The following is a 13,035-nucleotide window of genomic DNA, read 5'->3' as shown; positions in this document are numbered from 1 at the left end:
AATCAGCCCGGCTGGTGGTTGCGATCCAGCCAGCCTTGCAGCAGGCCGACCAGCAGGCCGGTCAGGTGGGCGATGTTGGCGGTGCTGGTGCCGAGCATGTCGAAGAAGCCGAGCACCATCCAGAACAGCATAAAGCCCATCAGCGCGGGTGGCAGAGTGAGGCCGCAGGCCGGTTGCAGCTTGCTGCGCAGCCAGCAGTAGCCGAGCAGGGCATAGACCACGCCGGAGAGGCCGCCAAACAGCGGGCCGCTGGCAAAAAACTCGGCGATATTGGGCAGGGCCGCACCAACCAGCAGCAGGATCAGCAGCTTGCCGCTGCCGAGGCGCTGCTCGATCTGGCCCCCCAGATACCACCACCACAGCAAGTTGAACACCAGATGGAGCACCGAGAAGTGGATCAGGGCGGGGGTGAAATAGCGCCATGCCTGCCAGTCGGTGAACTGGGCCAGGGTCGGGTGGAACGCCAGTTCATCGTAGATCGGCAGGCCGATGGCATCAATGCCGTAGATGGCGAGACAGGCGATGATCACCACCAGCGTCAGCGGCCCCGCCTGATGGAGGAAGTCGGTGATGGGGTCCGTCATCCCCTTGCTGTAGTCGATGCGGGCATCGGCGCGGCCGGATTGCCAGGAGGCCTCCATGTAGCGCGGGTGGCCCGGCTCGGCCAGGAAGCGTTTTACCTCCAGCTGGGCCTGAGCGAGGCGCGGCTCGTCCGCCAGCCAGATGGTGACCCCCAGCTCGGACTGGGTCAGCTCGCAGGAGATGCCCAGCGTCGCCAGATAGTCCACCAGCGCCTGCGCCATGCGGGCGTTGTCGAGCACCAGCAGCTGGATCATGCCTCGCCTGCCTCGATGGGAAATTCCCGGCGCCATGCCTCGAAGCCACCATCCATGCTGTAGACCTCGTCATAACCCTGTTGCAGCAGGTATTGGGCGGCACCCTGACTGCTGTTGCCGTGATAGCACATCACGATGACCGGGGTATCGAAATCCACTTCATTCATAAAGCGCACCAGCGTGCCGTTGGTGAGGTGGAAGGCGCCGACCGCGTGGGCCGCTTCAAAGGATTGCGGGTCGCGAATATCCACCAGACGGGCTTCACCCGCGCTCAGTTTCTGGTGGGCATCATGGGCATTGATATGGGCAAACTGGTCCATCTGGATGTCCTGCGAATAGGTTGATTACGGGCCAGTGTACCGCAAGCTGTGGCGCAAACTAACCCCACAAAAGATAAGGGAGCCAGTGGCTCCCTTGTCGATATGGCATGCGGGTCAGTGGGTTAACCGCCGAGATAGGCCTGCCGCACTGCCGGGTTGGCCAGCAGGGCGGCGCCCGTGTCTTGTAGCACCACGTGGCCGTTCTCCAGCACATAGCCGCGGTCGGCCAGTTTGAGCGCCTGATTGGCATTCTGCTCCACCAGAAAGATGGTCATCCCCTTCTGGCGCAGCTGCTCTATGGTGTCGAAGATCTGCTGGATGACGATGGGGGCAAGCCCTAGCGAGGGTTCATCCAGCAGCAGCAGGCGCGGTTTGCTCATCAGGGCGCGGCCGATGGCCAGCATCTGTTGCTCGCCGCCGGACATGGTGCCCGCCCGCTGCTCCAGCCGCTCGTGCAACCGCGGGAACAGGGTGAACACCTGATCCAGCAGGCCGTGCTGCTCGGCCTTGTCGACGAAGAAGGCGCCCATCAGCAGGTTCTCCTCCACTGTCAGGCGGGCGAAGATGCGACGCCCCTCCGGCACCACGGCGATATCCTTGCGCATGATGCGGGCTGTGGTGAGGGAGCTGATCTGTTCCCCCTCAAACCAGATGGAGCCGCTGCTGGGCTTGGGCTCGCCGCAGAGGGTCATCAACAGAGTGGTCTTGCCCGCGCCGTTGGCGCCGATCAGGGTGACGATTTCCCCCTCTTTCACCTCGACGCTGACATCGTGCAGCGCCTGAATTTTGCCGTAGTGGGTCGATACGTTGCGAAGTTCTAACATCTTGTTTTCCTTACGACTCGCCCAGATAGGCCTTGATCACTGCCGGGTTGTTGCGGATCTCATCCGGCTTGCCGTGGGCCAGCGGGGTGCCCTGGCTGACCACGAAGATGCGGTTGGAGATGCCCATCACCAGCTTCATATCGTGCTCGATCAGCAGCACCGAGACTCCGAACTCGTCCCGCAGGCTCATGATCAGCTCATCCAGCTCGTCGGTCTCTTTCGGGTTGAGACCGGCTGCCGGTTCATCCAGCATCAGCAGCTCGGGACGGGTCGCCATGCAGCGGGCGATCTCGAGGCGACGCTGCTGACCGTAGGCCAGATTACCGGCGGCGCGGTTGGCGAGATCCTTGAGGCCCACTTTATCCAGCCAGAAGGCGGCCTGCTCCAGCCCCTCCTGCTCGGCACGGCGAAATGCCGGGGTCTTGAACAGACCGGCGATAAAGCTGGTGTTGAGGTGCTGGTGCTGGGCAACCAGCAGGTTCTCCACCGCTGTCATCTCCTTGAACAGCCGCACATGCTGGAAGGTGCGCACAATCCCCTTGCGGGCGATAAGGTGGCCGGGCAGCCCCTGAATCTCCTCACCCTTGTAGCGGATGGTGCCGCCGCTCGGGCAGTAAAAACCGGTCAGGCAGTTGAAGATGGTGGTCTTGCCCGCGCCGTTGGGGCCGATGATGGAGATCACCTCGCCCTTGTCGATATCCAGTTTTACCCCGTTGACTGCCAGCAGGCCGCCAAAGCGCATCGACAGATCAGAGACTTCCAATAACTTCTGATTGGCACTCATTTTTTCAGCTCCCTATTCAAGGTGGAGCAAGTCACTGCCAGCAATCCAGCCACATTGCGCATCGACAGATCAGAGACATCTATGAACTTCTGATGAGTACTCATTTCTTCAACTCCAGATGCGGACGGGTCATCGGCAGCAGTCCTTGTGGCCGCCAGATCATCATAAACACCATCAAGAGGCCGAACATCAGCATGCGGTACTCGTTGAACTCGCGGGCCAGCTCCGGCAGCACCGTCATCACGATGGCCGCCAGCACCACCCCGATCTGGGAGCCCATGCCCCCCAGCACCACAATGGCGAGCACTATGGCCGACTCGATAAAGACGAAGGATTCCGGGCTGATAAAGCCTTGCCGCGAGGCAAAGAAGCTGCCCGCGAAACCGGCAAAGGTGGCGCCTATGGTGAAGGCGGTCAGCTTGATGATGGTGGGGTTGAGCCCCAGCGATTTGCAGGCGATCTCGTCTTCCCGCAGCGCTTCCCAGGCGCGGCCCAGCGGCATCCGCAGCAGGCGGTTGATGACGAACAGGGTCGCCACCACCAGTACCAGTGCCATCAGGTAGAGGAAGATCACCTTGTGGTTGGCGTTGTAGGTAATGCCGAAGAAGTTGTGGAAGGTATCAAAGCCGCCATCCTTGACGGTGCGGTTGAATTCCAGACCAGCGAGCGTCGGTTTGGGGATGCCGGAGATCCCGTTCGGGCCGCCGGTCAGGGTGGTCATATTGTTGAGCAGGATGCGGATGATCTCGCCAAAGCCCAGGGTGACGATGGCCAGATAGTCTCCCCGCAGCCGCAGCACCGGGAAACCGAGCAGGAAGCCGAAGGTGGCGGCCATCAGCCCGGCGATGGGCAGGCACTCCCAGAAGCTCAGCCCGAAGTAGGTGTTGAGCAGGGCATAGCTGTAGGCGCCGACCGCGTAGAAGCCGACATAGCCGAGATCGAGCAGACCGGCGAGGCCGACCACCACGTTCAGCCCCAGCCCCAGCATGATGTAAATCAGGGTGAGTGTGGCGAGATCGATGGCGCCGCGTGAGGCCATAAAGGGCCAGCTCACCGCGAACAGCAGCACCAGTACGGCGGTGAGGTTATAGAGCTTGGGCGCCTCTTCCGGGCTCGGCAGCACCAGCTTGGTGAAGCCGACCGAGAAGCCGCTGATGGAGGCCTGAAACAGCTTGGCAATCTGGCCGCGCAGCATCTGGAACCAGAATACGAGGGTGGCGCCCCCCAGCAGCCAGGCCAGCGACACATCGAGGCGGCTCACCACCAGCAGGCGGGAGCCTTCGGTCTCCAGCTTGAAGCCGAGCAGCCAGAAGGAGAGCACCAGCAGCACCAGGCTGGCGATACAGGCGTGGATAAATTGATTTCTCATCACACTTTCTCCACTTCCGGACGACCCAGGATGCCAGTGGGCATAAAGAGCAAGACGCCAATCAGCAGGGCAAACGCCATCACATCCTTGTACTCGGTGCTGAGATAACCGGCGGTGAGCGCTTCCACCACGCCGAGCAGCAGGCCACCCAGTACGGCGCCCGGAATACTGCCGATACCACCCAGCACTGCGGCGGTGAAGGCCTTCAGACCGGCCATAAAGCCGAGATAGGGGTTGATGACGCCGTAATACATGCCGAGCAGCACCCCGGCCACGGCGGCCAGCGCAGCCCCCAGCACGAAGGTGATGGAGATGACTACGTGGGTGTCGATCCCCAGCAGGTTGGCCATCTTGATATCTTCCGAACAGGCGCGGCAGGCGCGGCCCATGCGGGATCGGTTGATGAACTGGGTCAGCGCCAGCATGGTGATGAAGGTCACCACGAAGATGATCAGCTGCATGTAGGAGAGGCTGGCCTGAAAACCATCCTCACCGCCCAGGGTCCAGCCACCGGAAATCAGGGTGGGCATGGCGATATCCCGCGAGCCCTGTGCCATCCGCATCATGTTCTGCAAGAAGATCGACATGCCGATGGCGGAGATAAGGGGGATCAGCCGGTTGCCGCCGCGCAGCGGCCGGTAGGCGACCCGTTCGATGCTCCAGCCATAGGTGCCGGTGATGACGATACTGACCAGGAAGGCGCCTCCCAGCAGTAGAAAGGTGCTGTCGATGCCCATCATCATGAGCCCCGCCATCACCATGAAAGCGACATAGGAGCCGATCATGTAAACCTCGCCGTGGGCGAAGTTGATCATGCCGATGATGCCATAGACCATGGTGTAGCCGATGGCGATCAACGCATAGGTGCTGCCTATGGTTAATCCGTTCAGCAGTTGCTGAACCAGATAGAGGAGGTGTTCGGACATACTGCGTTCCCTGTACTTGCCCGCAAAGAGAGGAGGGGGTGAGCGTACTCACCCCCCAATCGGCAGATTATTTGACTTGGCTGGAGGTACCGTCAGCGTGCCACTGGAACACACCAAATTCGAAGCCTTTCAGGTCACCGTTCGGTGCCCAGCTCAGGGGGCCCATCACGGTTTCGACCGGGGTGGCCTTGATGGCGGCGGCCACAGCGGCCGGGTCATCTTCACCCGCTTTGGCGATACCGGCTGCCAGGGTTTGCACCGCGGCATAGGTGGTCCAGACGAACGGGCCGGAGGAGTCCTGACCCTTGGCCTTGAACGCCGCCACCAGCGGGGCGTTGGCGGGCACCAGATCGTATTTGTTCGGCAGGGTCACCAGCAGGCCTTCAGACGCCGGGCCGCCGATGGCGGAGATATCCTTGTTACCCACCCCTTCCGGGCCCATGAACTTGGCTTTCAGCCCCTTCTCGCCAGCCTGACGCAGGATCAGACCCAGCTCAGGGTGATAGCCGCCGTAGTAGACGAAATCGACGTTCTCTTTCTGCAGCTTGGCGATCAGCGCGGAGAAGTCCTTGTCACCGGCGGTGATCCCTTCAAAGGCCACCACTTTCACGCCAGCCTTGTCGAGCGCCGCTTTCACGCTGGAGGCGATCCCTTCACCGTACTGCTTCTTGTCGTGAATAACGGCCACGCGCTGGGGTTTGACCTGCTCGATGATGTACTTGGCGGCAGTCGGGCCCTGATCGCTATCCAGACCGATGGTGCGCAGGGTCAGCTGGTAACCGCGCTCGGTGATCTTGGGGTTGGTGGAGGCGGGGGTAATCATCAGGATCCCCTCGTCTTCATAGATATCGGAGGCGGGCAGGGTATTGTCGGAGCAGAGGTGGCCGACCACGAACTTGACGCCGTCATTCACCACCTTGTTGGCGACGGCCACCGCCTGTTTGGGATCGCAGGCATCGTCATAGACGACCGCTTCGATCTGCTTGCCGTTGATGCCGCCTGCCTTGTTGATCTGCTCGACCGCCATCTTGCCGCCGGTGAACTGCATGTCCCCGTACTGGGCGACCGGGCCAGTGACCGGGCCTGCGATACCGATCTTGATGGTGTCTGCCGCGTGTGCGATGGAGATCGATCCAAACAGAGCCAAAGAAACCGCTGCGCTTACTGTTATTTTGCTCAACTTATGCATTGATTCGTCCCTTAATCAGTGGATTGTTTCATTTCCGTGTGTCATTCCGGATCTACATCCCGTGCATCCGGCTATAGGTATGGTTCTATCATTCCTCACGGGGCAATAACAAGCTGTTAAAGATACTAACCAGAGGGGGTTTAATGGGCTTATTTTGAAACAAATGACCTGTTATTTTTCGCAGATCAGAGCTTAATATCGATTTGTTGACTTAACATCTTGGTAACGACAGGCGATTCTGACGAACGCCAGAGGATTAATCTGGCGATATTTTACTCTGACGGCGCTCCCATTTTGACCACAACCTGTTTGCGCAAACAGAAATGAGCGCCTAGATTAGCCAGCATTGACAATTCCGTGGCAGAGCTCGTTAAAACCAAGCCTTTATTCGGGAAATCTGCTAATGTTCCGCCTTTGACAGTCAGGAGACAGAGATGGCCACTATCAAGGATGTCGCCTCGCGCGCAGGCGTATCCATCTCCACCGTCTCACATGTGCTCAACCACACTCGGCGGGTCAGCGAAGACGCGACCCAGAAAGTGATTGAGGCGGTGGCAGAACTCAACTACGCGCCCAACTCGGTAGCGCGCAGTCTTAAAATAAATTCGACCAAGACCATTGGCATGCTGGTGACCACCAGCGTAAACCCCTTCTTCGCAGAAGTGGTGCAAGGGGTTGAAGCGTACTGCTTCGAACAGGGCTACAGCCTGATCCTCTGCAACACCGAAAACCAGCCGCCTCGCCAACAGCATTACCTGAGAATGCTGATGGAAAAACGGGTGGATGGCCTGCTGGTATTGGGTACCGATATCGACACCCCGTTGCGCGACATGCTGCGCATCCACAAGAACGTACCGCAGGTGGTACTGGATTGGGGCACGGAGTGCGATTTCGCCAACGTCATCAACGACAACGCCCGCATCGGCGCCCGCATGGCCGTACGCCATCTGCTGGAGCTGGGGCACCGTGACATCGTCTGCATCACTGGCCAGCTCTCCAAGCCGACCACCCAGCAGCGACTGGACGGGGTACGTGATGCGCTGGGCGAGCAGGGTCTGACCCTCAAAGATGAGCAAATCTTTGAAGGGGATTACGAGAGCCAGAGCGGCTTCGATGCCATGCAGCGCATCCTGGCCCTGCAGCCGCGTCCGACCGCGGTCTTTGCCTTCGACGATCCCATGGCGATCGGCGCGATTTGCGCTGCCTGGGAAGCCGGAGTCAAGGTGCCGGACGATATCTCCGTCATCGGCTACGACGATGTGGAGATGGCGCGCTTCTCCAGCCCGCCGCTGACCACCATCCGTCACCCGAAGGCCGAACTGGGCCAGCTGGCGGTGAAGCATCTGGTCAGCCGGATCCGCAACAAGGAGCTGGAAGTGGAATCGATGACGGTCCAGCCCGAGCTGATTATCCGTCGCTCGGTCAAACCGCTGCGTTAATCCCGCACCCGTTGCCAAAACGAAAAACCCCCTCTATCACGAGGGGGTTTTTGTTTATGGGCGGTTTACCTTGAATCAGTGACCCGTAGACCCGATTTCAACCTCGTTGGCGAATATTCCAGCCGTTTGATCCACCTCGCATTTTGTCTGTTAATCGTTTGATCATTATCAACAAACAAACGAGTTCTGATGGACTCCCACCTTATCCGTTCCATCCTGTAAGTTGGATATGACTATCAAGGATGGTGTCTTATGTTCCCCCCTCGCAAGCTGGGTCACCAGATCACGCTGCTGGCAATCAGCGGCATCGTATTGCTCGCCGTGGTCCTGCTTACCTTCAACCTGTTTGAAAACCGCCAGCGGGCGGTGACGGCCGAACAGGGTGCACTGCAAACAGAGCTGCAAAATATCGAATCGGTGATCCGCAATGCCAGCCATGAAACCGTGCTGGCGGCGACCCTGATCGCCCAGCGGCCGGATGCGGCCAAGGCGGTGGCCGATCAGGATTGGCAGGCCCTCGCCAGCCTGTTCGACCCGCTCTGGCCTGCCCTCAAGGCGCAGGGGATCCAGCAGTTTCACTTCCACGTTCCCCCGGCTACCTCCCTTTATCGGGTACACAAGCCCGCAAACCATGGCGACGACCTCTCCACCACCCGGCTGGCGGTGGTCGAGGTGAACCGCAACCATCAACCGGTCGGCGGGCTGGAGACCGGTCAGGGCGGCACCGGGATCCGTGGCGTGGTGCCGGTCACCTTCAACGGTCAGCCGGTCGGCTCGGTGGAGTTTGGCCGTGCCCTCGATGCCTCGCTGTTTGCCGATCTGCTGGGCAAGGACAGTCGGCTGGCCATCTATCTGTTTGAACAGGGCAAACCCGTGCTGCTGACCGGCACCGCCATGCTCGGCGAGTCGGCGGACTGGTATCAGGGAGTGCTGGCGGGCGAAAGCCGCTTCGCCACCATCAAGCAGCAGGGGAGCGATTTTCTGGTGATGGCGGCGCCGCTGCGCGACTTCTCCGGCAAGGCGGTCGGGGTGATCGAGCTGGCGCGGGATCACAGTGAGGTCGTCGCCGCGCTGGCGCGCCAGAGCTGGCAGATGGTGATGATCGCACTGCTCGGCACCGCCCTGATTGCGGTGGCGCTGGTGTGGCTGCTGGGCCGCCTTAACCGCCCGCTGCTGGAGAGCGTCAAGGCGCTGGAGGCGCTGGCCAATGGTTCCGGCGATCTCGGTAGCAAGCTGCCGGTGGCCGGGCCGGAAGAGATCCGCCGCCTCGGCACGGCGTTCAATGCCTTCGTTGGCAAGATCCGCGACACCATCAGCCAGCTCACCGCCACGCTGGGCGATCTGGCTGGCGAGAGCGAGCGGCTATCGCGCAGTGCGGCGGGCAACCTTGGCAGCATGACGCGTCAGCAGGAGCAGACTACCCAGCTCGCCACCGCCATGACCGAGATGACCAGCACGGTGCATGAGGTGGCCCACAACACGGTGCAGGCGGCCGAAGCGGCCAGCGAAGCAGACAATCAGGCAGTCACCGGCGATGAGGTGGTGCAGCAGAGCGTCAGCATGATCGAACAGCTGGCCGCGGAGATCGCCAGCGCGGGCGACACGGTGAAAGAGGTCGCCAGGGCCAGCGAGCAGATTGGCTCGGTGCTGGCGGTGATCCAGTCCATCGCCGAGCAGACCAACCTGCTGGCCCTCAACGCCGCCATCGAGGCGGCCCGGGCCGGTGAGCAGGGGCGTGGTTTTGCGGTGGTGGCCGAAGAGGTGCGCTCGCTGGCGGGCCGCACCCAGCACTCCACGGCCGAGATCCGCGGCACCATCGAGCAGTTGCAACGGGCGGTGGGCACTACGGTCACCATGATCGAGCACAGCGTCTCGCGGGCGGGGGAATCGGTGGAGCGGGCCAATCAGGCGGGGGACGCCCTCAGCCGGATCAAGGGGGCGGTCAACAGTATTCGCGACATGAACACCCAGATCGCCGCCGCCTCCGAGGAGCAATCCTCGGTGAGCGACGAGATCACCCGCAATATCGTCAGCGTCCACGAGATCTCACAGGCCACCACGCTGGTGGCGCGGGATACCGCCCAGATTGCCACCCATGTGGCTACCCTGGTGGACAAACTGGGGGATCTGGCCGGGCAGTTCCAGGATGGTTCCAACGTAAGGATGGTGCTGACCCGCGCCCGCGCCGCCCACATGGGCTGGAAGACCCGGGTGCGCGCCTATCTGGATGGGCAGGAGGGGCTGTCGCGCAGCGAGGCGGTCAGTGACAAGGAGTGCCGCCTTGGCCGCTGGTACTTCAGCGAGGGGGCATCCTGTTGCAGTTCGCACCCGGCCTTCAAGGCGATTGCCACTCCCCACGCCAGACTGCATCAGGTGATCCAGCAGGTCATCGAGTTGAAAAACCAGCACAAGCATGAGGCGGCAGAGGCCCTCTACCGCGAGATCGAACAGAACTCCGGGCAGGTGGTGGGCTACATCGATCAGCTGTTGCAGGAGATGACCAAGCCCACGCGCTAGTCATGCGCGGGCCGGATAGCCAAAGGGCTGACAGCGATGTCAGCCCTTTTTCGTGCCGCGCCGCGCAAAAGCAGTCACCGCTTAAGCTCCGGTACAAGGGGGCTCGCCGATAATGCCGCCGCCCCGAGCTGGCCCCCTGCGCCAGCTGCCGAATTTGGAACCGAGAGCGTGAAACCGACCAACAAATCCCTGCTGTCCCTCCCCGAGCGCCAGATCCCGCAACCGCAGCCTGACGAGGACGAGCATGCGCCGTCTGCGGCAGAGACCCCGGCGCCAACCGTGCAAGCCGCTGTGCCTGCCGAGCCGTCCATTCCGCCATCCCGCTTGGCCGCTACCGTGATGCCTGCAGCGCCGATCGTGGTGGTACCGGTTGCGCTGCCATCCGCGCCACGCGCTCGCAATACGCTGGTCGGTGCCCTGTTCTGTGTCTGTCTGGCGCTGGTCGCCTCGTTCGTCTTTATTGCCCGTTCCCATATTGCAACGACGCCGCTCGTGGCCAGCGGTGCGCAGCCGCTGGTGGAGATTGGCGTTGCCGATATTGACCAGCCCGAGGTGGTTTACTCCATGGATCTGGCCTTTCCAGCGCGGGAAACCGCCATCCCGCAGCCGGTGGTCGCCCGCCACGAGCGACCGGCCAAGCTCAAGATCGGCGTCTACAAGCAGGTGAACAACGTCGAGAAGTGGCGGCGCTGGGCGCGCCAGCAGAACGTCACCTTCGAGGCGGTGCAAAAGAACCGGGATGGCGAGCCCCACTACTTCCTCTATCTGTGCGAGCAGGATCCGGCGCGGGTTGACCAGCTCAAGCGCGACGTGGCCCGCATCAGCGGCGAAACCCCGCAGCTGGTTCGCCGCGCGACCAGCACCCGCATCTAGCGGGAAATCAGCCTTTGTTGATCTCGCTGGCGGCGTGCACCAGCTGCTCCAGCTGGTGGTGGATCTGGGCGCGATCCAGCTGCTGCAACGGCTGGCGACTCCACAACACCGGCGTCAGGCTCTCGGCATCGAACCCCAGCACCGGCTTGCACGGGTCCTGACTAAACAGGTTCTGGGCGGCGGCCTGGGCGCTGGTGGCCGCGTCGAGGCGGGTAAACATCAGCAGATAGTTGGCCGGGTGTTCGGTCAAATGGCAGGTCAGCTCGCCGATCTGCAGGCTGGTGACGCTCTCCTCCTGCTGCGGCGCAGGCAGCGAGAGGGAGAGATACAGCTGGTGTATGGCGGCGTGATAAAGAGAGTTCATTGATGGCTCCAGATTGGTGATGGCGCCATTAGAGCAGGTCGCCGCCCGCGGCACTGTTAATGGTGGCTCTCTTTTTTTAGCTTTCCGGTCAGCGAGATAGCGCGCCGCGCTCAGTACAAAAATCGCGACCAATCCCGATAGTCCCTGTTGATGGCCTCTCCTAGACTGGCGGCGAAACATCACAAGAAGACAATCATCATGCAGATTCAAGCAAACACCGTCGGCACACAGGCCGTCGCTCACCACAGTGATGCAACCACAGGGGTTGGCCGGATGGGCCAGCTGGAGGCGCGTCAGGTCGCTACCGGGCAAGATGCGATCTTGCTGGGCAACCGCAGCGAACCGCAGAAAGGGCAGGGGCTGCTCTCGCGATTGGGGGCCCAACTGGCCCGCCCGTTTGTGGCCATCAAAGAGTGGATCGGCAACTTGCTGGGGAGTGGCAAGAGTGCCGCTGCGCCGAAGGTGCAAACCGCCACTTCCCCCGAGGATCTTCAGCGTCTGATGAAGCAGGCTGCATTTGGTAGCTCGCTGGGTGGCTTTGCCAAGGCGGACGTATTGAACAACATTGCCGCCGAACAACTGGGCAAGGAGCACGCCACTCTGGCGACCGGCAACGGCCCACTGCGCTCTCTCTGCACCGCGTTGCAGGCTGTTGTCGTCGGCTCCGAGCAGCCGCAACTCCGGGAGTTGGCTGCCGGGCTGCTGGCCCGCCCCATCGCCGGTATCCCGCTCCAGCAGTGGGGCACTGTCGGGGGCAAGGTGACCGAGCTGCTCGCCAGCGCCACCCCCGAACTGCTGCAGGAGGCGATGAGCCAGCTGCACACCGCGATGGGTGAAGTGGCCGACCTGCAGCGGGCCGTCAAGGCTGAAATCGCTGGCGAACCGGCGCAAAGCGCGGCCACAACAGCGGATGCGGTGCCCGTCCAAAGCGGTGAGAGCAAAGGGGCTGCCCGCGAACAGGTCGCCATGGCGCGGCAGACCCCGGCCACCGGCTACAAGCTGGCGCTGGATCTTATCAGCTATCAGGCCAGCTACCTGCTGCGGGATCAAACCTCGACCGAGGTGACCCTGAGCAGCAGCGATCTCAATGCCCTGCATCAACACATTGCCGATGGCTCCATCAACAGTTCCCACATGGCCAAGTTGCAGACCCGCGGCGACCTGCAAACCCTGCGCACTCTGGCGCTCTCGCTGGCCAGCGGCAGCGATGCCAAGGGCTCTTCCCTTGGTCATGCCCTCGACAGCCTCGCCTCGGCGCGTCCCAACCAGCGGCTGGTGCTGGGCGGCCTGATGCAGTTTGCCGGTCAGACCGAGCAGGCGTGGGTGGACCATACCGCGCTCAAGCCGCGAGAGGAACGGTTAGATGCCGGGGCGCGACTGCGCTTTGACACCGGCCATATGCAGGCGGAGCTGGGGCGTCTCGGCGACAGCGAGGCACGGCAGGTGCTGCAACAGCTGGAAGGGGCTTTTGGTGATCGGGCCAGGGCTATCTGCGACTTCGCGGTGGCTCAGGTCTCGTAACCGTTCACCGGGACGGTGTTGACAGCACCAACTCCTCCGGGAACGGGTAGTCGGTTTTCTCGATGCAGGACCT

General features: G+C 61.8%; 11 protein-coding genes and 1 pseudogene. 4 read left to right on the top strand and 8 right to left on the bottom strand.

What is annotated here, in order from left to right; all coding sequences use genetic code 11:
- Positions 1 to 2 precede the first annotated feature (2 nt).
- From glpG to OKC40_RS14520, 7 genes are all read right to left on the bottom strand, one after another.
- The gene (gene glpG, locus OKC40_RS14550; RefSeq protein ID WP_058053190.1) at positions 3 to 836 is read right to left on the bottom strand and encodes a rhomboid family intramembrane serine protease GlpG; all 834 of its coding nucleotides are present in this window, start codon (positions 834 to 836) and stop codon (positions 3 to 5) included.
- The gene (gene glpE / locus OKC40_RS14545; RefSeq protein ID WP_042060826.1) at positions 833 to 1,156 is read right to left on the bottom strand and encodes a thiosulfate sulfurtransferase GlpE; all 324 of its coding nucleotides are present in this window, start codon (positions 1,154 to 1,156) and stop codon (positions 833 to 835) included. The genes glpG and glpE overlap by 4 nt, the downstream gene beginning before the upstream one ends.
- Before the next feature lie 122 nt (positions 1,157 to 1,278).
- Positions 1,279 to 1,980, bottom strand: coding sequence for an ABC transporter ATP-binding protein (locus tag OKC40_RS14540; RefSeq protein ID WP_005339433.1), 702 nt, complete (start codon positions 1,978 to 1,980; stop codon positions 1,279 to 1,281).
- 10 nt (positions 1,981 to 1,990) lie between these two features.
- The gene (livG, locus tag OKC40_RS14535; protein WP_042060828.1) at positions 1,991 to 2,764 is read right to left on the bottom strand and encodes a high-affinity branched-chain amino acid ABC transporter ATP-binding protein LivG; all 774 of its coding nucleotides are present in this window, start codon (positions 2,762 to 2,764) and stop codon (positions 1,991 to 1,993) included.
- 100 nt (positions 2,765 to 2,864) lie between these two features.
- The gene (locus tag OKC40_RS14530) at positions 2,865 to 4,133 is read right to left on the bottom strand and encodes a high-affinity branched-chain amino acid ABC transporter permease LivM (protein WP_162518203.1); all 1,269 of its coding nucleotides are present in this window, start codon (positions 4,131 to 4,133) and stop codon (positions 2,865 to 2,867) included.
- Positions 4,133 to 5,059, bottom strand: coding sequence for a high-affinity branched-chain amino acid ABC transporter permease LivH (gene livH / locus OKC40_RS14525; RefSeq protein WP_270795675.1), 927 nt, complete (start codon positions 5,057 to 5,059; stop codon positions 4,133 to 4,135). The genes OKC40_RS14530 and livH overlap by 1 nt, the downstream gene beginning before the upstream one ends.
- 67 nt (positions 5,060 to 5,126) lie before the next feature.
- The gene (locus OKC40_RS14520; protein WP_058053194.1) at positions 5,127 to 6,248 is read right to left on the bottom strand and encodes a branched-chain amino acid ABC transporter substrate-binding protein; all 1,122 of its coding nucleotides are present in this window, start codon (positions 6,246 to 6,248) and stop codon (positions 5,127 to 5,129) included.
- A 434-nt stretch (positions 6,249 to 6,682) separates the two neighbouring features.
- On the opposite strand from OKC40_RS14520, the gene OKC40_RS14515 reads away from it, so the two are divergent.
- From OKC40_RS14515 to OKC40_RS14505, 3 genes are all read left to right on the top strand, one after another.
- Positions 6,683 to 7,687 carry a substrate-binding domain-containing protein gene (locus OKC40_RS14515; protein ID WP_042656775.1) on the top strand — a complete coding sequence of 335 codons (1,005 nt, stop codon included), beginning with the start codon at positions 6,683 to 6,685 and terminating at the stop codon, positions 7,685 to 7,687.
- Positions 7,688 to 7,939: 252 nt separating this feature from the next.
- Entirely contained in the window at positions 7,940 to 10,204 is a 2,265-nt protein-coding gene (locus OKC40_RS14510; RefSeq protein ID WP_270795674.1) for a methyl-accepting chemotaxis protein, read from the top strand.
- A gap of 36 nt (positions 10,205 to 10,240) precedes the next feature.
- Entirely contained in the window at positions 10,241 to 11,077 is an 837-nt protein-coding gene (locus OKC40_RS14505) for a hypothetical protein (RefSeq protein WP_270795673.1), read from the top strand.
- 7 nt (positions 11,078 to 11,084) lie between these two features.
- Here the strand turns inward: OKC40_RS14505 and OKC40_RS14500 are convergent, their stop codons facing one another.
- Positions 11,085 to 11,441 carry a CesT family type III secretion system chaperone gene (locus OKC40_RS14500; protein ID WP_270795672.1) on the bottom strand — a complete coding sequence of 119 codons (357 nt, stop codon included), beginning with the start codon at positions 11,439 to 11,441 and terminating at the stop codon, positions 11,085 to 11,087.
- Positions 11,442 to 11,639: 198 nt separating this feature from the next.
- On the opposite strand from OKC40_RS14500, the pseudogene OKC40_RS14495 reads away from it, so the two are divergent.
- A pseudogene (locus OKC40_RS14495) lies at positions 11,640 to 12,383 on the top strand (ADP-ribosyltransferase); the annotation flags it as partial.
- Positions 12,384 to 13,035: the final 652 nt, after the last annotated feature.

Source organism: Aeromonas sp. QDB11 (genome assembly GCF_027705265.1).
Lineage (GTDB): Bacteria > Pseudomonadota > Gammaproteobacteria > Enterobacterales > Aeromonadaceae > Aeromonas > Aeromonas allosaccharophila.
The sequence above is the reverse complement of the archived record's forward strand: the minus strand, read 5'-3'. Positions and strand labels throughout refer to the sequence as shown.